At 71.0% G+C, this 21202-nt stretch carries 24 protein-coding genes and 1 other RNA gene; 18 read left to right on the forward strand and 7 right to left on the reverse strand.

Annotated features, from left to right (window positions below):
- Positions 1-184 precede the first annotated feature (184 nt).
- From topA to HNQ05_RS11840, 4 genes are all read right to left on the reverse strand, one after another.
- The gene (gene topA, locus HNQ05_RS11825) at positions 185-2659 is read right to left on the reverse strand and encodes a type I DNA topoisomerase (protein ID WP_147148894.1); all 2475 of its coding nucleotides are present in this window, start codon (positions 2657-2659) and stop codon (positions 185-187) included.
- Positions 2660-2737: 78 nt separating this feature from the next.
- Positions 2738-3193, reverse strand: a complete 456-nt coding sequence (locus tag HNQ05_RS11830) for a c-type cytochrome (protein WP_147148892.1) — start codon at positions 3191-3193, stop codon at positions 2738-2740.
- A 37-nt stretch (positions 3194-3230) separates the two neighbouring features.
- On the reverse strand, positions 3231-3878 hold the full coding sequence (locus HNQ05_RS11835) for a DUF502 domain-containing protein (protein WP_147148890.1): 648 nt from the start codon (positions 3876-3878) through the stop codon (positions 3231-3233).
- Positions 3875-4312, reverse strand: a complete 438-nt coding sequence (locus HNQ05_RS11840; protein ID WP_147148888.1) for a response regulator — start codon at positions 4310-4312, stop codon at positions 3875-3877. The genes HNQ05_RS11835 and HNQ05_RS11840 overlap by 4 nt, the downstream gene beginning before the upstream one ends.
- A gap of 62 nt (positions 4313-4374) precedes the next feature.
- Here HNQ05_RS11840 and HNQ05_RS11845 point away from each other — a divergent pair, with 62 nt between their 5' ends.
- The 9 genes from HNQ05_RS11845 to ffs all read left to right on the forward strand — a co-directional run bounded on the left by HNQ05_RS11845 (position 4375) and on the right by ffs (position 12337).
- A complete protein-coding gene (locus HNQ05_RS11845) occupies positions 4375-5283 on the forward strand; it encodes an ABC transporter ATP-binding protein (protein ID WP_147148886.1) in 909 nt (302 codons plus the stop codon).
- Positions 5276-6046 (forward strand): DUF2705 family protein, encoded by a 771-nt coding sequence (locus HNQ05_RS11850; RefSeq protein ID WP_013458661.1) that lies wholly within the window; start codon positions 5276-5278, stop codon positions 6044-6046. The genes HNQ05_RS11845 and HNQ05_RS11850 overlap by 8 nt, the downstream gene beginning before the upstream one ends.
- Before the next feature lie 10 nt (positions 6047-6056).
- Entirely contained in the window at positions 6057-6530 is a 474-nt protein-coding gene (moaC, locus tag HNQ05_RS11855) for a cyclic pyranopterin monophosphate synthase MoaC (RefSeq protein ID WP_147148884.1), read from the forward strand.
- A gap of 74 nt (positions 6531-6604) precedes the next feature.
- Complete coding sequence (locus HNQ05_RS11860) at positions 6605-7261, forward strand: GntR family transcriptional regulator (RefSeq protein WP_147148882.1); 657 nt, start codon at positions 6605-6607, stop codon at positions 7259-7261.
- Positions 7252-8178, forward strand: coding sequence for a proline dehydrogenase family protein (locus HNQ05_RS11865; RefSeq protein WP_147148880.1), 927 nt, complete (start codon positions 7252-7254; stop codon positions 8176-8178). The genes HNQ05_RS11860 and HNQ05_RS11865 overlap by 10 nt, the downstream gene beginning before the upstream one ends.
- 16 nt (positions 8179-8194) lie before the next feature.
- Positions 8195-9748 (forward strand): L-glutamate gamma-semialdehyde dehydrogenase, encoded by a 1554-nt coding sequence (pruA, locus tag HNQ05_RS11870; protein WP_147148878.1) that lies wholly within the window; start codon positions 8195-8197, stop codon positions 9746-9748.
- Between the two features lie 40 nt (positions 9749-9788).
- The gene (locus tag HNQ05_RS11875; protein WP_147148876.1) at positions 9789-10436 is read left to right on the forward strand and encodes a CPBP family intramembrane glutamic endopeptidase; all 648 of its coding nucleotides are present in this window, start codon (positions 9789-9791) and stop codon (positions 10434-10436) included.
- A 145-nt stretch (positions 10437-10581) separates the two neighbouring features.
- Positions 10582-12138, forward strand: a complete 1557-nt coding sequence (locus tag HNQ05_RS11880) for a glutamate synthase-related protein (protein WP_147148874.1) — start codon at positions 10582-10584, stop codon at positions 12136-12138.
- A 118-nt stretch (positions 12139-12256) separates the two neighbouring features.
- An RNA gene (gene ffs, locus HNQ05_RS11885) (signal recognition particle sRNA small type) lies at positions 12257-12337 on the forward strand.
- 18 nt (positions 12338-12355) lie between these two features.
- Here ffs and HNQ05_RS11890 read toward each other — a convergent pair.
- Positions 12356-12766 (reverse strand): CBS domain-containing protein, encoded by a 411-nt coding sequence (locus HNQ05_RS11890; protein ID WP_147148872.1) that lies wholly within the window; start codon positions 12764-12766, stop codon positions 12356-12358.
- Between the two features lie 66 nt (positions 12767-12832).
- On the opposite strand from HNQ05_RS11890, the gene dnaX reads away from it, so the two are divergent.
- The 4 genes from dnaX to HNQ05_RS11910 are packed head-to-tail and all read left to right on the forward strand — an operon-like array spanning position 12833 to position 17484.
- On the forward strand, positions 12833-14623 hold the full coding sequence (gene dnaX, locus HNQ05_RS11895; protein ID WP_147148870.1) for a DNA polymerase III subunit gamma/tau: 1791 nt from the start codon (positions 12833-12835) through the stop codon (positions 14621-14623).
- 49 nt (positions 14624-14672) lie between these two features.
- Positions 14673-15659 (forward strand): NAD-dependent epimerase/dehydratase family protein, encoded by a 987-nt coding sequence (locus HNQ05_RS11900; protein WP_147148868.1) that lies wholly within the window; start codon positions 14673-14675, stop codon positions 15657-15659.
- Positions 15660-15668: 9 nt separating this feature from the next.
- Complete coding sequence (locus tag HNQ05_RS11905; RefSeq protein WP_147148866.1) at positions 15669-17000, forward strand: FAD-dependent oxidoreductase; 1332 nt, start codon at positions 15669-15671, stop codon at positions 16998-17000.
- Between the two features lie 4 nt (positions 17001-17004).
- Entirely contained in the window at positions 17005-17484 is a 480-nt protein-coding gene (locus HNQ05_RS11910; RefSeq protein ID WP_147148864.1) for a TlpA family protein disulfide reductase, read from the forward strand.
- Here HNQ05_RS11910 and HNQ05_RS11915 read toward each other — a convergent pair.
- Entirely contained in the window at positions 17481-17768 is a 288-nt protein-coding gene (locus HNQ05_RS11915) for a metal-sensitive transcriptional regulator (RefSeq protein ID WP_147148862.1), read from the reverse strand. The genes HNQ05_RS11910 and HNQ05_RS11915 overlap by 4 nt on opposite strands.
- 9 nt (positions 17769-17777) lie before the next feature.
- Positions 17778-17981 carry a CopZ family metallochaperone gene (locus HNQ05_RS11920; protein WP_147148859.1) on the reverse strand — a complete coding sequence of 68 codons (204 nt, stop codon included), beginning with the start codon at positions 17979-17981 and terminating at the stop codon, positions 17778-17780.
- An 83-nt stretch (positions 17982-18064) separates the two neighbouring features.
- On the opposite strand from HNQ05_RS11920, the gene HNQ05_RS11925 reads away from it, so the two are divergent.
- Genes HNQ05_RS11925 through HNQ05_RS11945 form a run of 5 tightly spaced genes read left to right on the forward strand, consistent with a single transcriptional unit; the run spans position 18065 to position 21200 of the window.
- Entirely contained in the window at positions 18065-18571 is a 507-nt protein-coding gene (locus HNQ05_RS11925; protein WP_147148857.1) for a TlpA family protein disulfide reductase, read from the forward strand.
- A gap of 37 nt (positions 18572-18608) precedes the next feature.
- Positions 18609-19115 carry a TlpA family protein disulfide reductase gene (locus HNQ05_RS11930; protein ID WP_147148855.1) on the forward strand — a complete coding sequence of 169 codons (507 nt, stop codon included), beginning with the start codon at positions 18609-18611 and terminating at the stop codon, positions 19113-19115.
- A complete protein-coding gene (locus tag HNQ05_RS11935) occupies positions 19115-19921 on the forward strand; it encodes a TlpA disulfide reductase family protein (RefSeq protein ID WP_147148853.1) in 807 nt (268 codons plus the stop codon). Before HNQ05_RS11930 ends, HNQ05_RS11935 begins: the two co-directional genes overlap by 1 nt.
- 12 nt (positions 19922-19933) lie before the next feature.
- Entirely contained in the window at positions 19934-20419 is a 486-nt protein-coding gene (locus HNQ05_RS11940) for a low molecular weight protein-tyrosine-phosphatase (protein WP_147148851.1), read from the forward strand.
- Positions 20397-21200: a fructosamine kinase family protein gene (locus tag HNQ05_RS11945; RefSeq protein ID WP_147148849.1), complete on the forward strand. Its 804-nt coding sequence runs from the start codon at positions 20397-20399 to the stop codon at positions 21198-21200. The genes HNQ05_RS11940 and HNQ05_RS11945 overlap by 23 nt, the downstream gene beginning before the upstream one ends.
- Positions 21201-21202 lie beyond the last annotated feature (2 nt).

Below are 21202 nucleotides of genomic sequence, written 5' to 3' on the forward strand. Positions count from 1 at the left end.
GCTATGGCGCGCTATGGATTTTCCACCAGCTACAGCCCACAAGCCACGAGCCGCTTTCCAAACCCCCACCCCAGCCCTCCCCCAAGGGGAGGGAGGCTCTCCGATAACGACGAAGAACTTCAGGCCACCGGCCACAAGCTGCGCGCTACGAGCCGGTCCAGGCGGACACGTGGGTCCGCCTCTACTACGCCCCGCTCTTCTTCGCCCGGCCGTAGGCCATCCGCAGCTTGAACATCGCCCGCTTGTGCAGCCTGGCGGCCTCCTCTGCCGTCACCCCCAGGTTGGCCGCGGCCTGCTCGAGCGGCATCCCCTCGCCCTCGACCTGGACGACCAGCCGCCGCTCGGCCTCCTCGAGCCCGGCGGCAAAGGGCTGCAGGTCGGCCCAGGTGGCCTTGGGTCCGCTCTTCTTCTTCGCCGCGCTCTTCTTGCGGGTCTTCTTGCGCCCGCCCCCCTTGCCGCGCGGCGGGCGGTTCTTGAAGTTGGGGTAGGCGTAGTCCTCGCAGTCAGGGTTCGAGCACTTCAGGACCTCGCGCTTGCCCTTCTTGACCATGATCCAGCCGCACTTGGGGCAGGTCTGCTCGGTGGGCGGGTCGAAGACCAGGAAGTCGCACCCCTGCTTGTTGCAGCGCCAGTAGGGCTTGCCGCGGCGGCTCGTCTTCTGGACGATCTCCCCCTCCTTGCACTTGGGGCAGGTGATCCCGGTGGAGGGCGCCTCGTCGCGGGTGTAATCGCACTTCGGGTAGGCGCTGCAGGCGATGAAGGAGCCGTACCGCCCCCACTTGCGCACCAGCGGCGCACCGCACTTGGGGCAGTCCTCGCCGATCGGCTCGGCCTCCTTCTTTTCCTCCAGCGGCTCGGTGTAGCTGCACTCGGGGTAACCGGTGCAGCCTAAAAACTGCCCGTAGCGGCTCACCTTGATCTCCAGCGGCCGCCCGCAGACGGGGCAGGTCTTGCGCGGCACCCGCTCCAGCTCCTCGGTGAAGGGCTGGTAGAACTCGCGCACCACCTCGGGCCAGGGCTGCTTGCCCTCCTCCACCTCGTCGAGACGGTCCTCGACGCGAGCGGTGAACTCGTAGGCCACCACTTTGGGAAAATGTTCGACCAGGAACTCGACGACGCGCTTGCCCAGCTCGGTGGGCTTGAGCGCCCGGCCCTGGCGCTCCACGTAGGCGCGGCGCTCGAGGGTGTCGATCGTGGGGGCGTAGGTGGAGGGGCGCCCGATGCCCAGCTCCTCCATCTTCTTGACCAAGCTGGCGTCGGTGTAGCGCGGCGGGGGCTGGGTGAAGTGCTGCTCGGCGGCGAGCTCGACGAGTCGGGCCGAAGCCCCCTGAGCAACCTCGGGCAGGGGCGGCTCCTCGGTCTGGTCGCGGCCCCAGACCCGCAGGAAGCCGTCGAACTTGAGGATCGAGCCGGCGGCGCGGAAGGTGAAGCGGCCACCGGTCACGGTAATCACCGTCTGGTCGTAGACCGCCGAGGTCATCTGGCTGGCCACGAAGCGGCGCCAGATCAGATCGTAGAGCTTGAACTCCTCGTCCGAGAGGAAGGGCTTCACCTGCTCGGGGCGGCGGTTCACCGAGGTGGGGCGGATGGCCTCGTGCGCGTCCTGAACGTTCGACTTCTTACCCCGGTAGTGGTTGGGCTTGGACGGCAGGTATTCGGGACCGTAGGCCTTGGGGATGAAGCCGCGCGCCTCGGCGATCGCCTCGGGGGCGACGCGCACCGAGTCGGTGCGCATGTAGGTGATCAGGCCCACCGGCCCCTCGGGGCCCAGGTTGACGCCCTCGTAGAGGCGCTGGGCGACGCGCATGGTGCGGCCCGCGCCCCAGCCGAGGCGGCTCGAGGCCGCCTGCTGCAGCGTCGAGGTGGTGAAGGGGGGCAGCGCGTGGCGCTTCTTCTCCTTGCGCTCCACCGCGGCCACCTGCCAGGCGGGAACCTGCCTGACCTCGGCCTCCACCGCCCGCGCCTGCTCCTCGGAGGTGATGAGGAAGGCCTCCTTCTTCTTGTCGAGCACGCGCTTCCCGTCGATCTCGTAGAGCTCGGCGTCGAAGCGCGCCCCCGCCTCGAAGCGGCCGGTGAGGGTCCAGTACTCCTTCGGCACGAAGGCCTCGATCTCGGCCTCGCGCTCGGTCACGAGCCGCAGCGCCACCGACTGCACCCGGCCGGCCGAGAGCGCCCGCTGGCGGAACTGCGCCGAGAGGACGGGGCTGAGGTTGTAGCCCACGAGCCGGTCGAGCACCCGCCGCGCCTGCTGGGCGTCGACCAGGTTCTGATCGATGGGGGTGGGCTTCTTGACCGCCTCCTTGATCACCCGGGGGGTGATCTCGTGAAAGTGCACCCTCAGGGGCTGGTTCGGATCGAGGTCCAGAAGCCGGGCAACGTGCCAGCTGATGGCCTCGCCCTCGCGGTCGGGGTCGGTGGCGAGCAGCACCCGGCCCGCCTTCTGCGCCGCCTTCTTGAGGTCGCTGACGACCTTTTGCTTCTCCTTCTTGACCACGTACTTGGGCTCGAAGTCGCGCTCCAGGTCCACGCCCAGGTCGCGCTGCGGCAGGTCGGCCACGTGGCCGACGCTGGCCTTGACCTCGTAGTTCGAGCCCAGAATTTTCTTGATGGTCTTGGCCTTCGCGGGCGACTCGACCACGACCAGGGTCTTTCCCGACATGAGGCCCAGTATAAACACACCTGGTTAAGAGGATGAAAACCCCGCGCCGCGGCGCGGGGTTCGCGAAGCCGGAAAACCCTACTTCAGACCCAGCTTCTTCCAGTTCTCGAAGACCTGCTGGGGGCTCAGCTTGGTGGCGCGCAGCGCCTTCACCTCTTCGGCCGTAAGCGGCTTGAACCCCTCAGGCAGCAGCTTGTCGTTGCCCCAGGCGGTGAGGGCGTAGTTGAGCACCGCCGCCACGTCGGCGTCGGAAAGGTGGCCGTAGGGCGGCATGGCGCTGTTGTAGGTCTTCCCCTGGGCCACGATCGGACCCTGGACCCCGAAAAGGACCACCTGGATCAGGAACTGGCGACCGGCGTCGCCCTTGGCGACGATCAGCGGCAGCTCCTTGGCCAGCGGCGGGAAGGCCCCGGGAACCCCCTGGCCGTTGGCCTGGTGGCAGCCGGCGCACTGCGCGTAGACCTGCTCGCCGCTGGCCGCCAGGGCCAGCGCGCCGAGCGCGAGAACACCGATCAGAAACGCGATTTTTTTCATCATAGCTACCCCTCCTTCCGGCAAAGCCTTTTTGATTTTACTCCCCGGAGTGCGCGTTTTCGGTTCCGTTTCCGTTCAACCGGTGGCCGGGGAGGAGGAAGCCGGCCGAGACCACGAAGCGCAGCGCGTCCTCGACCTTGATGTCGAGCGGGATCAGCTCGTCCTCGGGCACGATGATCACGAACCCCGAGGCGGGCACCGGGCTGGTGGGCACGACGACGACGGTGTGCCCCGGGGGCAGGGGCTTGAAACGGTCCTCCACCTTCTGCACCACGAAGCAGAGCGCGTAGCTGCCCCGGCGCGGGTACTCCACCAGCGCCGCGCGCGAGAAGTGAACCTCGGGGCGGGTGAAGAAGTTGGTGGAGATCTGCTTGACCGCGTTGTAGACGTCCCGTACCAGCGGCACCAGGTTCACCAGCTGGTCGAAGGCGGTGAGCAGCTGCCGCCCCACCCAGTGCCCGGCGATCATCCCCACGAAGAGGATGACGGCGGCGGTGGAGAGCAGGCCCAGCACCGGCAGGACCGGGTGCAGCCAGTCGGGGGGCGTGACCCCGAAGAGGCGCAGCAGCGCCAGGAAGAAGACGTCCGAGGTGTTCCAGATCCAGATCCCCAGGTAGAGGACGACCACCAGCGGCAGGAGCACGACGACGCCGGTGAGGAAGTAACGCTCGAGCCTGCGAATCACCCCTCGCGAACCTCCACGCTGTAGCTGCCGTCTTCGTAACGCAGCACCACGACCTTCTGCTCCCCGTCCTTCTGCACGCGCACCGTCGTCTGGAAGAGGCTGGGGGGCTTCTCCCAGGTGGCGGCCTCGAGCACGCGCCAACCCGCGTCCTCGAGCGCCGCGAGCAGGTAGCGGCGCACCGCGTCGAAGTCCTGCGGGTTCTTGAAGCGGCTGAAGCTGAGCTTGCCGGTGTAGCTCTGCTCGAAGACCACGCTGCCCGGCGGGGCGGCCAGCGGCAGGTAGGCGCTGAGGAGCGGTACCCCCGCGGCGTTGGAGATCACCAACACCCCGGGGGCGGCTTCGGCCGGGGGCCGCGCCCGCTCCCCGCCCTGCAGCACGGGGGCGCAGCCGGCCACAAGCAGCACCAGCAGGGAAAACCAGGCGAGGCTTCGCATCACGCTTACGTTACCCCAGGCGCGGATGAAAAGCTCCGGGAACCAAACCGTATACTGGGGCCATGTCCGCCAGCAGCCCGGCCGAGGCCCACCTTACGGTCGAGAACGTCAGCAAGCGCTACGGGCGCAAACCCGTGCTCGAAGGGGTGAGCTTCACCCTGGCCCCCGGGGAGGTCTACGCCCTGGCGGGGCCCAACGGCTCGGGGAAGACGACGCTGATCCGCATGGTCACCGGCCTCGCCTTTCCCACGAGCGGGCGGGTGCTGATGCTGGGCGAGAACATCCACGAGGGCGGATTCGCCGTCCGCCGGCACCTGGGCGCGGTCGTCGAGGCGCCGGCGGCCTTCTACCCCTACCTGACGGGACGGGCCAACCTGGAGCGGCTGGCCTGGCTCTCGGGGCTGGCGGGCGCGGCCGAGCGCATCCGCGACGTCCTCTTCGCGCTCGAGCTGGTGGCCGTGGCCGACCAGCCGGTGGCCGGCTACTCCCTGGGCCAGCGGCAGCGCCTGGGCCTGGCGGCGGCCATCCTGGCCCGGCCCAAGGTGCTCGTCCTCGACGAGCCCACGAGCGGCCTCGACCCCGACGGCATCCAGAAGGTGCACGAGATCCTGCGCGAACAGGCGGCCAGCGGCGTCTCGGTGCTGCTCTCCACCCACCACCTGCGCGAGGTCTCGGCCTACACCGACCGGGTGGGTATCCTCGGCGGCGGCCGCCTCATCGACGAGGTGGTGATGGAGGGCGCCTCCGAGCGTCACCGCCTGCGCGTCAGCGAACCCGAGCGGGCGCTGGCGGTGCTGCAGACCCTGCCCTTCGTCGAGGAGGCCGAGCGCAAGGGCGAGGTGCTGGTGGTGCGCGGCCCGGTCGACGCCATCGCGGCGGCGCTGGTCGGCGACGGGCACCGCATCTTCGAGGTGACGGCCGACTACTTCGACCTCTACGAGTACTACCGGGAGCGGATCAAGCATGTTTAGGTTCGTCGGCTGGGAGATCGTCAAGATGCTGCACCTGCGTTCGGTGCGGCTGGGGCTGGCGGCCGCCTTCGTGCTGCCCATCATCTGGACGCTGGCGCCGGGACTCAAGCAGGTCTACGGCCTGGTCCTGGTCTCGGGCTGGCAGGTGCCCTCGCTGGCGCTGCTGGCGGGGATGGAGTTCCTCTACCCCTTCCTCATCGCCATGGCCGCGGCCGAGGTGCTGGGCTCCGAGATCAGCATGGGCACGCTCAAACCGCTGCTGCTGCGGCCGCTCTCGCGCACCCGCTTCATCGCCGCCAAGCTGATCGCCGCGCTCGCCTACCCCTTCATGGTGCTGGCGGCGAGCCTGCTGGCCTCGATCCTCGCGGGCCTGCCCCACGGCCTGGGCGGCTTCTTCGGGGGCACCGGCCTGGGCGAGGGCGGCTTCGCCGGGGTGGGCTTCCTGAGCGCCGGCGCCGCCTTCGCCGAGGTGCTCCGGGCCTACGTCTTCGCCGCCCTCACGCTGCTGCCCATCGCCGCTTTGAGCCTGATGTTCGCGGTCTGGTTCAGCTCCACCACCGCCGCGGCGCTGGGGGCGATCGCCACGGTGCTGCTGATGCGGCTGCTTATCGCCTTCCCCGGCCTGAAGCCGCTGCTCCTCACCACCTACCTCGACCTCTACCTGCACCCCGCGGACTGGGCCATGGGGTTGAGCCTGCTCTTCATCTACACCGTCGGCTTCGGGCTGCTGGCGGTGCTGCTCTTCGAACGCAAGGACGTGTGAAGGAGGGACCGTGGGCAAACTGACCCATTTCGAGGACGGAAAACCCCGGATGGTCGACGTGTCGGACAAGCGGGCCACGGTGCGCGTCGCACGCGCCGAAGCCGCGGTGAAGCTGACCCCCGAGGCCGCAGCGGCCCTGAAAGAGGGCGGCGTCGGCAAGGGCGACCCGCTGGTGGTGGCCCAGCTGGCCGGCATCATGGCCGCCAAGAAGACGAGCGAGCTGATCCCGCTCTGCCACCCGCTGCCCCTTTCCAAGGTCGCCGTCGAGGTCGTCTTCGACGAGGCCGCGGCGCGGGTGCGCATCACCTGCGAGGTCAAGACCAAGGCCGAGACCGGGGTGGAGATGGAGGCGCTCACCGCCGCCAGCGTGGCGGCGCTGACCGTCTACGACATGCTCAAGGCCGCCAGCAAAGGGCTGGAGATCGAGCAGGTGCGCCTGCTCTACAAGTCGGGCGGCAAGTCCGGCACCTGGGAACGCGGCTGAGCCCGGCGGCCCCAGCCGCGCCCGCACGCTCCGCGGAAAAAGATGTATACTGTATACATCTCAGGAGGTCGGACGTGCGCATCGAACGCCCCAACCTGGTCCGGGAAGCCGCCTACGAACGGCTGAAACGCCGCATCCTCGAAGGCGTGCTGCGGCCGGGGGCGCGGCTCAGCGAGCCCGCGCTGGCCCAGGCGCTGGGGGTGAGCCGCACCCCGGTGCGCGAGGCGCTGCAACGCCTCGCGCAGGAGGGGTTGGTGGAGCTGCGTCCGGGTCGGGGGGCACGGGTGCGGGTGCTCAGCCCCCGCGAGGTCGAGGAGGTCTACGAGGTGCGGGCGCTGATCGAGGGCGAGGCCGCGGCCCGCGCCGCAGGGCGCTGCGACGAAGCGGGCCTGCGCAGGCTCGAGGCCGCGCTCGACGTGCTCGAGACGGCCGATCCGGACGACTACGCCGCCCAGATCGCCGCCGACGAGCGCTTCCACGCGCTCCTGGTGGCCGCAAGCGGCAACCGCGTGCTCGAACAGGTCTTCCACGACCTCGACGCCGCGCTCGCCCTCACCCGCCAGTTCTCGCGCGACCTCAACCAGACCCCCGAGACCCGCGCGCAGCACCGCGCCATCGTCGCCGCCATCCATGCCGGCGACGCCGCGGCCGCGCGCGCGGCCGCCGAGGCCCACGTGCAGGCCTTCAAGGCCACCGTGGCTCGGCGCATCCAGGAGGCCGCATGGACCTGAACCCCCTCTACCGTTCGCTGGTGCTGGGCGTCGCGGGCCAGAAGTGGCTCGAGCGCCTGGTGCGCACCCACGGCTGGCGCTACGCCCGCCGCTACGTGGCCGGCCACACCCTCGAAGAGGCCCTGGACGTCGTGCGCGAGCTCGAAGACGAGGGCATCCACGCGCTGGTGGACCTGCTCGGCGAGATGGTGACGAGCGAGGAGGAGGCCGCCGCCTTCACCGGCGAGATCGTGCGGCTGGTGCAGGCGCTGGGCGAACTTCCCTACCCCCGCTGGGTCTCGGTCAAGCTGACCCAGCTGGGTCTCGACCTGGGGCGCGAGCTCGCCCGCGACCACCTGCGCCGGATCCTCGACGCCGCGGCCGCGGTGGACGGGGTGGTGCAGGTGGACATGGAGGACAGCCCCCGCACCGACGCCACCCTCTGGGTCTGGCGCAGCCTGCGCGAAGAAGAGGGCTACGAGAACGTCGGCATCGTGCTGCAAAGCTACCTGAAGCGCAGCCCCGCCGACCTGCAGGAGATCCTGCACCTGAAGCCCAACCTGCGCGTGGTCAAGGGGGCCTACAAGGAACCGCCGGAGGTGGCCTGGCAGGACCAGGGGACGATCCGCGCGCAGTTCCTCGAGCTCGTGCGGACCAACCTGAGCGCCGGCGGCCATACCGCCACCGGCACCCACGAAGCGGCGCTGGTGGAGGAGGTGCGGGCCTGGGCCGAGGCCGAAGGGACCCCGCGCGCACAGTACGAGTTTCAGTTCCTCTACGGCATCCGCCGCGAGCTGAAGCGCGACCTCGCCCGCCGCGGCTACACCGTGCGCGACTACCTGCCCTACGGCGAGGACTGGTACCCCTACTTCTCGCGCCGGCTCGCCGAACGGCCCGAGAACCTGCTCTTCGTCCTGCGCGGCATGGCGCAGGGTTAGGGAAAAGGAGGCGGCTATGACGATCGAACCCTTCAGGAACGAACCCATTCTGCTGTTCAAAGACGAGGCGGAACGCGCGGCCATGCAGGCGGCGCTGGCCGAGGTGAAGGCCCAGCTGGGCCGCGACTACCCGCTCATCATCGGCGGCGGCGAGGTGGTCACCGCGGACTGGCTGCCCTCTTTCGACCCCTCCGACCCCTCGCGGCTGGTGGGGCGGGCGGCCAAGGCCGGCCCCGCCGAGGCCGACGCCGCGCTCGAGGCGGCCTGGAAGGCCTTCGAGACCTGGAAGCGCTGGCCCCAGGAACACCGCTCGCGGGTGCTCTGGAAGGCGGCGCACATCATGCGCCGGCGCAAGTTCGAGCTCGCCGCCTGGATGGTCTACGAGGTGGGCAAGAACTGGGTCGAGGCCATCGCCGACGTGGCCGAGGCCATCGACTTCCTCGACTACTACGGCCGCATCGCCCTGAACCTCAAGGGGCCCGAGGCCGTGCCCCTCTACCCCTACCCGGGCGAGGACAACGAGGCCTTCTACATCCCCCTGGGCGCGGGGGTCTCGATCAGCCCCTGGAACTTCCCGGTCGCCATCTTCACCGGCATGCTCGCCGGGCCCATCGCGGTGGGGAACACCGTCGTGGCCAAGCCCGCCGAGGACGCGGTGGTGGTGGCCCACAAGGTCTTCGAGGTGCTTGAGGAGGCGGGGCTGCCCCCGGGCGTGGCCAACCTGCTGCCGGGCGTCGGCGAGGAGGTGGGCGCCCACCTGGTGGCCCACCCGGACACCCGCTTCGTCACCTTCACCGGCTCGCTCGAGGTGGGCCTGATCATCACCGAGACGGCCGCGAAGCGCATCCCCAACCAGCGCTGGATCAAGCGCGTGGTCACCGAGCTGGGCGGCAAGGACGCCATCTTAGTGGACGAGACCGCCGACCTGGACCTGGCGGCGCAGCACATCGTCGCCAGCGCCTACGGCTTCTCGGGCCAGAAGTGCTCGGCGGCCAGCCGCCTGATCGTGGTGGACAAGGTCCACGACCTGCTCATGGAAAAGGTGACCGAACGCAGCGAAAAGCTGGTCGTCGGCCCTGCCGAGGAGAACCCCGACCTGGGCCCGGTCATCAACGCCGAGCAGGAGGCCAAGGTGCTGAAGTACATCGAGCTCGGCAAGAAGGAGGGGCAGCTCGTCCTCGGCGGCGAGAAGCTGGAAGGACCCGGCTTCTTCATCGCCCCCACGGTCTTCACCGGCGTCGACCCGCACGCCCGCATCGCCCAGGAGGAGATCTTCGGGCCGGTCCTCTCGACGATCCGGGTCAAGGACTTCGACGAGGGGCTGGAGGTGGCCAACGCCACCCGCTACGGCCTTACCGGCGGCGTCTTCAGCCGTGACCGCGAGCGGCTCGAGCGCGCCCGCTACGAATTCCACGTGGGCAACCTCTACTTCAACCGCAAGATCACCGGCGCCCTGGTGGGCGTCCAGCCCTTCGGCGGCTTCAACCTCTCGGGCACCGACTCCAAGGCCGGCGGCCCCGACTACCTGCACCACTTCGTGCAGATGAAGTCGGTCACCGAGCGGTTCTAGAGCGGCTGGGGGCCGTCCCGGCCCCCAGCCCGCCCGGACCATGCCGCGCGCCCGCGCGTTCGACCCACCCTCCCTGACGCTTCAGGGCCTCTTGCTCCTGACGCTCTGGGGGCTGCCCGCGGCGCTTTTGCCCGCCGGGCTGGGGCCGGGGCTGCGCTACCTGTCCCTCAGCCTGCTGCGCTACGTGCTCCTCGGGGCCCTACTGGCCCGCGAGCACGGCCGCTGGTCCGCCATCTACCTGACCCGCAGGAACCTGCGCCCCGCGCTTTCAGACGGCCTCGTCTTCGCGCTGGCCTTCGTCCCCGTCGCCTGGCTCTACGCCCGGGCGACGCTCGGGGACGTCTACTGGCTGCCCCCGGGCGAGCTGCCGGCCACGCTGGCGGCGGCGCTGCTGCTCGCGGCGCTTCCCGAAGAAGTCGCTTACCGGGGCCTTTTCCTCGGTTCGCTGGCGCGCATGGGCGCGCCCGTCTGGGCGCAGGTCGCCGTGACCTCGGGGCTCTTCGCCGTCCAGCACGTGCGCTACCTGCTGCGCGGCGACCCCCTCACCTTCACCCTCGTCGTCGCCTTCGGGGTCGTCGCCGCAGCGATGACGCTGCGGCGCCGCAACCTCGCCGGCGCGGTGCTGGCGCACGCCGCGATGAACACGCTGATCTTCGTCTTCATCGGCGGGCGGGTGGGCTCGCTTTGAAACGCCCTGCGTCGGCTGGCGCCCTCCCGCGGGTTGCTCAGCCCCTTGCTCCCGACCGGCCGCGCGACGTGCGCCATCGGGCCCTGCTTCCGTCTGCGTAGCCGCGACGACCTAACCGTCCCTGCGCTTCCTCTAAAATGTCCCCATGCCCAATTGGACTCCTGTTGCTAGGTTCAACGAGCTGGAAGACGGCAAGGGGCGCGAAGTCCGGGTAAACGGCCGACCGGTCGCGCTCTTTCGTGAGGGGTCGCGGGTCCATGCCCTCGACGACCGCTGCCCCCACCGCGAAGGGCAGCTCTCGGACGGTTGGATCAAGAACGGCGAGGCGATCTGCCCCCTGCACTACTGGAATTTCGACCTCGCCACCGGCGTTTCGCCCTACAACCCCCACGACCGCGTCGCCACCTATCCGGTGCGGGTGGATAACGACACCGTCTACGTAGACGCGGAGGCGGTGGACCCCCTGCCCGAGGCCACATTTCAGGACTACCAGGCGCGCTGGAAGCGCTGGCGGCAGGACGCGCGCGGTCACGACTTCGTTCGCCGCCTGGCGTCGGGCAAGGGCGCCGCGGTGGAAGCCATGGGTTCGCCCCTGGCCGGGAACCTGACCGGCGCCTCGGTCAGCGGCTGGGACCGCTACCGGCTGCGTCCCGCCCAGCTGGCCCGAGCGCCCAAGCTGGAGGACGAGGCGGTCTCGACCGAAACGGTGATCGGGCCCGACGCCGGCCGCCCCCTGGTGATCTCGCTACCCGCCTTCGTTTCCCACATGTCCTTCGGGGCGCTCTCGCGCGAGGCCAAGGTGGCCTTGGCGCGGGGGGCCGCCAAGGCGGGCACGGCGATCGGCTCGGGCGAGGGCGGCATGCTGCCCGATGAGCGCAAGGCCGCGAAGCGGTACGTTCTCGAAATGGCGAGCGGCTACTTTGGCTGGACCGAGGAAGCGATCCGGCAGGCCGACGCGATCGAGATCAAGCTGGGGCAGTCGGCCAAGCCCGGTCTGGGCGGCGAGCTGCCCGGCGCTAAGGTGACCCCCGAGATCGCCCGTGTACGCGGCATCGAACCCGGAACGCCAGCCCACTCCCCCGGACGCTTCCCTGACCTCGCCAGTGCGGACGACCTGCGCGCGCGGGTTCGCGAGCTGCGCGAGCTCACCGGGGGAAGCATACCGATCGGGGTGAAGTTCGCGGCCAGCCGCATCGAAGACGTCGAGACGGCGCTCACGCTCGACATCGATTTCATCACCCTCGACGGTTTCGGCGGGGGTACCGGGGCGGCGCCCAGCGACGTGCGCGACCACTTCGGCCTGCCGCTCGACCGGCTGCTGCCCGAGGCCCGCCGCCGGGTGGACGCCCACAACCAGCGTGGCGAACGGAGGGTAAGCCTGATCGCCACCGGAACCCTCCGGACCCCCACCGACGTGATGAAGGCGCTGGCGCTGGGGGCCGACGCCTGCGCGTTGGCCACCGCAAGCCTGTTCGCGCTGGGCTGCGAGTACTACCGCGCCTGCAACTCGGGCGGCTGCCCGGTGGGCATCGCCACGCAAGACCCCGAGCTCCGCGGGCGGCTGAACGTGGAAACGGCCGCGGAGCAGGTGGCGGCCTTCTTCGCAGGAACGCGCCGGGCGCTGGAAACCTACCTGCGGGTGATGGGGCTTTCCTCGACCGCCGAGCTCGACGGCAGCTACGTGGAGCGCATTGAACCCTAGCGGGGGCCTTGCCTGCGGTCCCTTCGCGCTTCGGTGAGCCCTAGCCTACCGTTCGAGGGTCGCCGCCGGGCGTGATTTGGCACCCGGCGGCTCAGGCGGTATACTGCCCTTTGCCCCCGGTCCGACGCGGCGACCCGCCGTGAACCGGGTCAGGCCCGGAAGGGAGCAGCCCTAAGCGGTCAGGGTCGGGTGCCGTCGGGGCGCCGGGGGCGCTTTTTTATCTTCCCTCCACCACCCGCGCCACCGCGGACATCTCCAAACCCAAGAGCTGCAGCACGTCGTCGAGGGTGAAGATGCCCACCAGGTTGCCTTCGTAGTCGACGATCGGGTAGCGGCGCACCCCCTTGTGCTTGACCTCCTCGAGCGCCTCGAAGAGGCTCATCTGCTCCTCGAGCACCAGCGGCTCCGGCGTCATCACCCGGAAGACCGGGGTCTCGGTCGGGTCCAGTTGCTTGCGCACCACCCGCACCACGATGTCGCGGTCGGTGAGGATGCCCACCGGTTTCAGGCCCTCGGCGACCACCACGCTGCCCACGTTCATGTCGGCCATCAGCGCCGCCGCGTCGGACACGGTCGCCGTCGGCGGCAGGGTGATCACGTCAGCCCGCGCGAACTCCATGAGTCCCATGGTGGCCTCCTTGGCCCCATGATACCGCCCCGGAAGGGGGACATCCCGCGGGGTAAGATGGGGCCCGTGGGAGCCCTCTACCGCCGCGCCCGGCCCGCCACCTTCGACGCCGTGGTGGGTCAGGAACACGTCAAGGACGTGCTGAAGAGCGCGATCCAGAAGGACCGACTGGCGCACGCCTACCTCTTCTCGGGTCCGCGCGGCGTGGGCAAGACCACGACCGCGCGGCTGATCGCCATGAGCGTGGGCTGCGCCGCCGAACCCGAGCAGCGGCCCTGCGGCGAGTGCGAGAACTGCCGGATGGTGCGCGAGGACCGCCACCCCGACGTGGTGGAGATCGACGCGGCCAGCAACAACTCGGTGGAGGACGTGCGCGAGCTGCGCGAGCGCATCCTGCTCGCCCCCCTGGTCGCGCCCAAGAAGGTGATCATCCTCGACGAGGCGCACATGATGTCGAAGAGTGCCTTCAACGCTTTGCTCAAGACGCTCGAGGAACCGCCCGAGCACGTGATCTTCATCTTCGCCACCACCGAGCCCGAGCGGATGCCGGCGACCATCCTCTCGCGCACCCAGCACTTCCGCTTCCGCCGCCTCACCGAGGAGCAGATCGCGGGCAAGCTCGCGGCGGTGCTCGCCGGCGAAGGGCGGACGGCCGAACCCGAGGCCCTGCGCCTGATCGCGCGCATGAGCGGCGGCGCGATGCGCGACGCCGAGAGCATCCTCGACCGGCTGCTGGCGCTCGACGTCGACCCCATCACCCGCGCGGCCGCGGAGGAGGCCCTGGGGCTGCCCCCTGCCGAGCGCGTGGCTGCGGTGGCCGCGGCGCTCGACGCCGGCGAGGTGGACCGCGCGGTGGCCGAGGCCCAGCGGCTCTTCTCGGAGGGCTACTCGGCGCGGACGCTCACCGAGCAGCTCGCCCAGGCGCTGCAGGCGGGCCTCTACGCCCGGCTGGGGCTGGGCGAGGGGCCCCGGCTCGCGGCCGATCCCGAACGGCTGATCGCGGCGCTGACGGCGCTCGACGAGCACACCGAGAAGCTGATCCGGCGCGAGGACCCATTCACGCTCGAGCTGGGGCTGCTGCGCGTCTACGCCGCCCTGCACGCCGCGCCCGCAGCCCCGGCGCCGCCCCCCGCGTCCGGCACCCGGCGCCCGCCCCCCCGCAAGGCCGCCCCCGCGGCGAAGGCGCCCGAACCCGCGCGGCCCGCGGCGAACCCGGAGCCGGCGCCCGCGGCCGGAGAACCCAGCAACGACGAAGCCGCCGCCCCCGCGGCGGACGCGCCCGTCGACCTGACCGCCGCCTGGCGGCAGGTGCTGGGCGAGGTGGGCATCAAGGTGCGCGCCTTCCTGATCGAGGCCACCCCCCACCTGGAAGACGACGCCCTGGTGCTCGTCTACGACGAGGGGCACCGCTTTCACCACGACCGCGCCCGCGAGCAGCAGGCCGTCGTGGAGGAGGCGGTGCGGGCGGTGCTGGGCCGCGGCGTACGCTTCGAACTGGGTAAAAAAAACGCGCGATTGAGCCCTGAACCCACCCCATCGCCTGCCCCGCCGCCGCCGGTCGAGGCCGCCCCCGCAGCGGAGCGGGAACCCGAACCCAAGCCGGCCCCCGACCCGGAGCCCGTGGACGCGCCCCCCGCGCCCCCGACCCGCAAGCGGCCGGCGCGGAGGCCCGGGGAGCGCGGACGCCGCGGCCGCAAAGACGCCGAGCCGGCCGAGCCGCGCTTCGACAGGATCGAGCTGCTCGACGACCCCCGCTTCAAGAAGCTGCAGGGCCTGTTCAAGGCGCGCCTGCGCCAGGTCTGGCGCGAAGCCGCGGAGGACGAAGACGTCGCGGACGAAGCCGACGGCGAGGCCTGAACGTCGGCGAGCCGACCCCGCCGCGCCCGCGGACGTGCGACACTGAAGCATGACCTACCTCGTCACCGGGGCCACCGGGTTCATCGGAGGCCGGCTGGCCCGCCGGCTGCTCGCCGCCGGACACCGCGTGCGCGTCCTCGCCCGCCGCCCACCGGCCGCCGCGCCTCTGGAAGCCGCCGGCGCCCGCGTCTTCCGCGGCGACCTCACCCGGCCCGAGACCCTGCGGCCCGCCATGGAGGGCGTGGACGGCGTCTTTCACGTCGCCGCCTGGTACGCCGTCGGCGTCCCCGCTGCGGCGGCGGAGCCCACGAACGTCCAGGGGACCCGGCACGTGCTCGACACCGCACTCGCGCTGGGGGTACCCAAGGTGGTGTACACCTCCACGATCGCCGTCTACGGCGACACCCGCGGGCGGCTCGTGGACGAGAGTTACTTTTACGACGGGCGGCGGCTCGGTTGGGCCAGCGCCTACGACCGCACCAAGTGGACGGCCCACTACGAGGTGGCCCGCCCTCTGGCCGAAGCCGGGCTTCCCCTGGTCACCGTCCTCCCGGGGCTGGTCTATGGCCCCGGGGACCGCAGTCCGATCGGCGACCTGCTGCGCCGGCTCGTCTGCGGCCGCGCGCTGGCGGTGCCGGCCGAGACGGTCTACTGCTGGTCCCACGTCGACGACGTGGCCCAGGCCCACTGGCTGGCGATGGCGCGCGGCCACCCGGGAGAAGAGTACATCGTGGCCGGCGAGCCCCGCAGCCTCGTGGCCGTCCTGCGCCAGGCCCGCCGCTGGATCGGCTCCTCCTCGCGCATCCTGCCGCTGCCGAACGCGGCCCTCAGGCTGCTGAGCCGCCTCGTCCGCCCGTTCGACGCCTGGCTGCCCCCGGTCTACACCTCCGAAGGCCTGCGGGCCGCGGCGGCGAGCTACACCGCCGACCACGCCAAGGCGCGCGCCGAGCTGGGGTACGCCCCGCGGCCGTTGCGCGAGGGGCTGCCGCCGACCCTGGAGGCCCTGCGGGACGAAACCCGCTGCGCCACTGGGTAGACTGGGGGCATGAGCAAGCGTCTCGTCGTCATCGGTGGCGTGGCCGCGGGCATGAGCGCCGCGGCCAAGGCCAAGCGCAGCAACCCCGACCTCGAGGTCGTCGCCTTCGAAAAGTCGCGGTACGTTTCCTACGGCGCCTGCGGCCTGCCCTACTACCTGGCCGGCTGGATCGACGACGTGGAGAAGCTCGTGGCGCGCACCCCCGAGAAGTTCGCCAAGCAGGGGGTCAAGGCCCTGGTGCGGCACGAGGTCGTCGAGGTCGACTACGAGGGCCGGCGCGTCAAGGTGGCCGACCTGGACGGCGGCCGCGAGTTCTGGGAGCCCTTCGACTACCTGGTCGTCAGCACCGGGGCCCGTCCCGTCCTGCCCCCGATCGAGGGGGTGCACCTCCCCGGCGTCTTCACCCTGCGCCAGCTCGAGGACGGCGAGGCCATCATGAGCGCGCTGCACCGGGCCCAGCGCACGGTCATCGTGGGGGCCGGCTACGTGGGGCTCGAGGTGGCCGAGGCCTTCCGCGCCCGCGGCAAGCAGGTCACGGTCGTCGAGCTCGCGGAGCGGGTGCTACCCGCCGCCGATCCCGAGGTGAGCGCCCTGGTGCACGAGGAGCTGACCCGCAACGGCGTCCAGGTCGTCACCGGCACCGAGGTGGAGAGCCTCACCGGCCTGGGCCGGGTGCAGGCGGTGCAGACCAGCGCCTTCGAGATCCCCGCCGACCTGGTGCTGCTGGCCGTTGGCATCCGCCCCAACGTGGGGCTGGCCACCTCGTTCGGGGTGGCGACCGGCCCCACGGGGGCGATCGCCGTGGACGAGCAGCTGCGCACGAACCTGGAAAACGTCTGGGCCGCGGGCGACGTGGCCGAGAGCGTGCACCTCGTCACCGGCCGGCCCTACTGGCTGCCGCTCGGCGACGTGGCCAACAAGCACGGCCGCACCGCCGGCACCGTGATCGCTGGCGGCCTGGCGAGCTTCAAGGGCGTCGTCGGCAGCGCCGTCACCAAGATCTTCGACCTGGCCGTCGCCTTCACCGGCCTCAGCGAGGAGGACGCCCGCAAGGCCGGGTTCGACGCCAAGAGCGTCTGGATCAAGTCGGCCGACCGCGCTCACTACTACCCGGATCCCCACCCCTTCCACGTCAAGCTCGTCTACGAAGGGGGCTCGGGGAGGCTCCTGGGAGCGCAGGTGGTGGGGCACCAAAGCGACGCGCTGCGCATCGACGTGGTGGCGACCCTGCTCCACCGGGGCGGCACCGTCGAGGACCTGCGCGCCCTCGACCTCGCCTACGCGCCGCCTTTCAGCCCCGTTTGGGACCCGCTGCTGGTGGCGGCCAACCAAGCCAGGTAGCCCGGTGCGCCGCTTCGCCGTCCTCGCCGCTTTGGGGCTCGCGCTCGCCGCCGGGCCCATCGGCCGGCCCGCGCCCGCGTTTCAGGGAACCACCCTCGCGGGGGAGCCCTTCGACCTGGCGTACTACCTGGGCAGGGTCCCGATCGTGCTCCACTTCTGGGCCAGCAACTGCCCGCCCTGCCGCGTGGAGGCGCCCTACTGGGCCCAGGCCCAGCGGGCCTACGGCGACCGGCTGCTCATCGTCGGCGTGGACGTGCAGGACCTCCCGACGATGGCGCGGGAGTTCGTGGCCCGTTACGGCTGGAGCTTTCCCAACGTGCAGGACGGCACCGCCGCGGTGGCCGCGGCCTACCGGGTAACGGGCAAGCCCACCACGGTCTTCGTCGGTATCGACGGCACCGTGGTGGGCTACCACGCAGGCCCCTACGGGAGCGCCGCGGCCTTCGAGCGCGACCTGCTGCGCCTGATCCGCTGGCGGCCCTAGCGGTACTTCAGGACTTCCATCAGCTCGTCGACGATCTGGTCGGTGTCGCCGCGCTGGGCGGCGGTGACCACGTGGTCGCGCAGGTGGCTGCGCAGGATGAGCTCGCCCACCTTGTCGAGCGCGCCCTCGACGGCCTTGATCTGCTTGAGCACGTCCACGCAGTAGACGCCCTCGTCGTCGAGCATGCGCAGGATGCCCTCGACGTGGCCGCGCACGCTCTTGAGCCGCCGTTGGGCCTCGGAGCGGGTGTCGGGATCCAGCTGCAGGTGCACGCGGGTCTTCATGTCTCCAGCCTACCCGAGCGGCTGGGCCCGGTAGCCTTCCTCCTCGATTGCGGCCACCAGCTGAGCGGGATCGGCCTGACCCCGGACCAGCGCCTCGCCGCGCTCGAGGCTGACCTCGACCACTTCCTCCACGCCGCCGACCTTCGCGAGCGCCTTCTTGACCGCCATTACGCAGTGGTTGCACGTCATGCCTTCGACCTTGAGTTTGATCATCGTTCGTCCTCCCGCGTCCAGTATAACCCACCCCGGGTGGGGTGGGTTAGTCCTTTTCTCATACCCCCGGCCTAGGGTAAGGCATGCCGCCCGGCCGCCTCCTTCCGTCGCTGGTTCTCGCGCTGTTCGGCCTAGCCTTGGCCGCCGTACCCGGCCCCACGTCGTGGCCCGCTCCACCGTTCAGCGCCGAGCGGCTCGACCGGCCGGGTGCGGTGCTGAACCTCGCCGAAACGCTGGGGCGGCGGCCGGTCGTGCTCAACTTCTGGGCCAGCTGGTGCGTGCCCTGCCGGGTCGAGGCCCCGGTGCTGCGCGACGCGGAGCGGCGCTACCGGGGGCGCGTGCTCTTCGTGGGGGTCAACCTGCAGGACACCCGGAAGGGCGCGGAAGCCTTCATGGAGACGTTCTTCTGGTCCTTCCCCAACGTCCGCGACCCCCGCGGCGCGGTGGCGCGGCGCTACCGCGTCGGCGGCATTCCCACCACCGTCTTCATCGACGCCGGAGGCCGGGTGGTGCGGGTGTGGACGGGCCCGCTCGACCCCGAGCGGCTCGAGGCCTTTTTGCGCGCTCTCATCGGGACGCCGGAGGGTTAACGTGTCCCATCTTGACGCTGGTATCATCAGGTCCGGAATGAGGCGAATCGGACTCCTGGGGGTGGGGCTGCTGCTCGTCGGCGCGGCCCTGGCCACGCCCGTTCCCCCGTACCGCCCGCCCAGCGAGGCCATTCCCTTCAGCGGACCGCTGCTCGGCGGCGGCCGCTTCGACCTGAACGCCTACCTGGGGCAGACCCCGCTGGTGCTCAACTTCTGGGCCAGCTGGTGCGGCCCCTGCCACCGCGAAGCCGCGGTGCTCGAGCGCTTCTTTCGCGAGTTCGCCGGTCGCGTCGCCTTCGTCAGCGTCAACGTCCAGGACCCCAGCGAGAGCGCCCGCGCCTTCGTGGAGCGCTACGGCCTCAGCTTCCCGGTGGTGCAGGACGGCGGCGCCGACGTGGCCTGGGCCTACCGGGTAACCGGCCTGCCCACGACCTTCTTCATCGACGTCGACGGTCGCATCCGTTTCGTGCACCAGGGTCCGCTGCTGGCCGAGCAGCTCGCCCGCTACCTCGAGCGCCTGCTCGAACCCGGAGGAGAACGCTGATGGACGCCGTTTCGCTGGGCCCCTTCGTGATGCCGCTGGACCGCCTCTACACCCTGCTGGCCCTCGCCGGCTTCCTCGCTACCGCCGAGCTGATGGCGCGCAGGCTCAAGCTCGTCTTCCTCTCCAACTGGGCCTGGAACGCGGTCTTCGCCGGCCTGATCGCCGCGCGGCTGGGCTACGTCGCCGGCCACTGGCCCGTCTACCGCGAGGACCTGCTCAGCGTGCTCTACTTCTGGCAGGGCGGTTTCAACCCGCTGTGGGGCCTGCTGGGCGGCCTTGCCTACACCCTCGCCGCCTTTCGCGGGCGGCTGGGGGAGCTGCGCCTCGTCTTCTGGCCCGCGGCGGGCGGCGCCCTCGTCGCCGCGGCGCTCTTCGGCATCGCCGCGGTCAAGGTGCCCGAACAGGCCGAGCTGCCCGACCTAACCCTGACCACCCTCGCGGGGGCGCCGCGCAACCTCGCCGACTACCGCGGCCAGCCCGTGGTGATCAACGTCTGGGCCACGTGGTGCCCGCCCTGCCGCCGCGAGATGCCGATGCTGGCCCAGGCCGAGGAGGAGAACCCCGGGGTCGCCTTCGTCTTCGTCAACAGCGGCGAGACCGAAGCCCAGGTGCGCGCCTTCCTCGACGAAGAGGGGTTGTTCTTCAACCACATGCTGCTGGACCCGGGGCAGCGGCTGGTCCCCCGGCTGAACGTGATCGGCTACCCCACGACCTTCTTCTTCAACCGCGACGGGGTGCTGGTGGCGCGCAAGACCGGCGAGCTCAGCCGCGCCGCCCTGGAGGACTTCCTCAAGCGCATCCGCTGAACCGGAGAACCCATGCCGCCGATCCGCGTCCTCTTCGTCTGCCTGGGCAACATCTGCCGCAGCCCCCTCGCCGAGGGCGCGGCGCGCAAGCTCGTGCGTGAACGCGGCCTGGAGCACCGCTTCCGCTTCGACTCCGCGGGCACCGCCGGCTACCACGAAGGCGAGCCCTACGACCCGCGGGTGCGCAAGGTGCTCGCGGACCACGGCGCGCTCTTCCCGCACACCGCCCGCCGCATCACCGCGGAGGACTACCGCGCCTTCGACTGGATCCTGGGTATGGACGAGGCCAACCTGCGCGACCTCCGGCGCCTGGCCCCGCCGGATACTGCGGCGCGCATCGCGCTCGTCACCGAGCCCTGGGGCGGCGGCCGCGTGACCGACCCCTACTACGCCGACGACTGGGCCTGCGAACAGACCTACCTCGAGCTCGAGGACCTGGTGGCCCGCTGGCTCGAGCGCTGGACGAACGGCGAGGATGGACCCGAGGGAGCTGCTTAACCGCGCCGGGCTGCCTCCCGAGGGCCGGGCCGAACCGCTGGCCGGCGGCGACATGGGGCGCGTCTGGCGGCTGGGGCGGTACGTGGTCAAGACCCACCCGAACCCGCCCCGGGGCCTCTTCCCCGCCGAGGCCCGGGGCCTCGGCGCGCTGGCCAAGGCGGGCGTGCGCGTGCCCCGGGTGCACTGGGTGGGCGAGGAGGGGATCGTGCTCGACTACCTGCCGCCCGGGCCCGCGGACTGGGCGGGGCTGGGGCGGATGCTCGCCCGCCTGCACGCACACCGCGGCGCGCGCTACGGTGCCGACGAGCCCGTCTTCCTGGGGCGGTTCGAGCTGCCCGCGGGAACGCGGACGGACTGGACCGGCTTCTGGGTGGAACGGCGCCTGCGGCCGCTGCTGCAGGCCACGCGGCCTCGGCTGGGCGGGCTGGCCGGGCCGCTCGAGCGCTTTTTGCAGAGCTTCACCTGGCCCGCCGAGGGGCCGGTGCTGATCCACGGCGACCTCTGGAGCGGCAACGTGCTGATGAGCGCGCAGGGGCCGGCGCTGATCGACCCCTCGGCCTGGTACGGCGAACGCGCGGTCGATCTGGCGATGATGCGGCTCTTCGGGGGGTTCCCCGAGGCCTTCTGGTCGGGCTACGAAGCGCTGCGGCCCCTGCCGCCGGAGGTGCGCGCGGCGCTGCCCGCCTACCAGCTCTACTTTCTGCTGGTGCACGTGCATTTCTTCGGTTCGGGCTACCTCGCCGGGGTGCGCCGGGTGCTCCAGCACTATGGCTTTCTATAGCG

The sequence above is a fragment of the Oceanithermus desulfurans genome (assembly GCF_014201675.1).
Classification (GTDB): Bacteria; Deinococcota; Deinococci; order Deinococcales; family Marinithermaceae; genus Oceanithermus; species Oceanithermus desulfurans.

Excerpts from the sequence above, each read along its gene's own strand:
- HNQ05_RS11890 (WP_147148872.1), bottom strand. The coding sequence starts at position 12,766 with ATGGGACTCATGGAGTTCGCGCGGGCTGACGTGATCACCCTGCCGCCG.
- HNQ05_RS11915 (WP_147148862.1), bottom strand. The coding sequence starts at position 17,768 with ATGAAGACCCGCGTGCACCTGCAGCTGGATCCCGACACCCGCTCCGAG.
- topA (WP_147148894.1), bottom strand. The coding sequence starts at position 2,659 with ATGTCGGGAAAGACCCTGGTCGTGGTCGAGTCGCCCGCGAAGGCCAAG.
- HNQ05_RS11930 (WP_147148855.1), top strand. The coding sequence starts at position 18,609 with ATGAGGCGAATCGGACTCCTGGGGGTGGGGCTGCTGCTCGTCGGCGCG.
- HNQ05_RS11935 (WP_147148853.1), top strand. The coding sequence starts at position 19,115 with ATGGACGCCGTTTCGCTGGGCCCCTTCGTGATGCCGCTGGACCGCCTC.
- HNQ05_RS11925 (WP_147148857.1), top strand. The coding sequence starts at position 18,065 with ATGCCGCCCGGCCGCCTCCTTCCGTCGCTGGTTCTCGCGCTGTTCGGC.
- HNQ05_RS11840 (WP_147148888.1), bottom strand. The coding sequence starts at position 4,312 with ATGCGAAGCCTCGCCTGGTTTTCCCTGCTGGTGCTGCTTGTGGCCGGC.
- HNQ05_RS11875 (WP_147148876.1), top strand. The coding sequence starts at position 9,789 with ATGCCGCGCGCCCGCGCGTTCGACCCACCCTCCCTGACGCTTCAGGGC.
- pruA (WP_147148878.1), top strand. The coding sequence starts at position 8,195 with ATGACGATCGAACCCTTCAGGAACGAACCCATTCTGCTGTTCAAAGAC.
- HNQ05_RS11865 (WP_147148880.1), top strand. The coding sequence starts at position 7,252 with ATGGACCTGAACCCCCTCTACCGTTCGCTGGTGCTGGGCGTCGCGGGC.
- HNQ05_RS11905 (WP_147148866.1), top strand. The coding sequence starts at position 15,669 with ATGAGCAAGCGTCTCGTCGTCATCGGTGGCGTGGCCGCGGGCATGAGC.
- HNQ05_RS11945 (WP_147148849.1), top strand. The coding sequence starts at position 20,397 with ATGGACCCGAGGGAGCTGCTTAACCGCGCCGGGCTGCCTCCCGAGGGC.
- HNQ05_RS11940 (WP_147148851.1), top strand. The coding sequence starts at position 19,934 with ATGCCGCCGATCCGCGTCCTCTTCGTCTGCCTGGGCAACATCTGCCGC.
- HNQ05_RS11880 (WP_147148874.1), top strand. The coding sequence starts at position 10,582 with ATGCCCAATTGGACTCCTGTTGCTAGGTTCAACGAGCTGGAAGACGGC.
- HNQ05_RS11845 (WP_147148886.1), top strand. The coding sequence starts at position 4,375 with ATGTCCGCCAGCAGCCCGGCCGAGGCCCACCTTACGGTCGAGAACGTC.
- HNQ05_RS11850 (WP_013458661.1), top strand. The coding sequence starts at position 5,276 with ATGTTTAGGTTCGTCGGCTGGGAGATCGTCAAGATGCTGCACCTGCGT.
- HNQ05_RS11900 (WP_147148868.1), top strand. The coding sequence starts at position 14,673 with ATGACCTACCTCGTCACCGGGGCCACCGGGTTCATCGGAGGCCGGCTG.
- HNQ05_RS11920 (WP_147148859.1), bottom strand. The coding sequence starts at position 17,981 with ATGATCAAACTCAAGGTCGAAGGCATGACGTGCAACCACTGCGTAATG.
- HNQ05_RS11830 (WP_147148892.1), bottom strand. The coding sequence starts at position 3,193 with ATGAAAAAAATCGCGTTTCTGATCGGTGTTCTCGCGCTCGGCGCGCTG.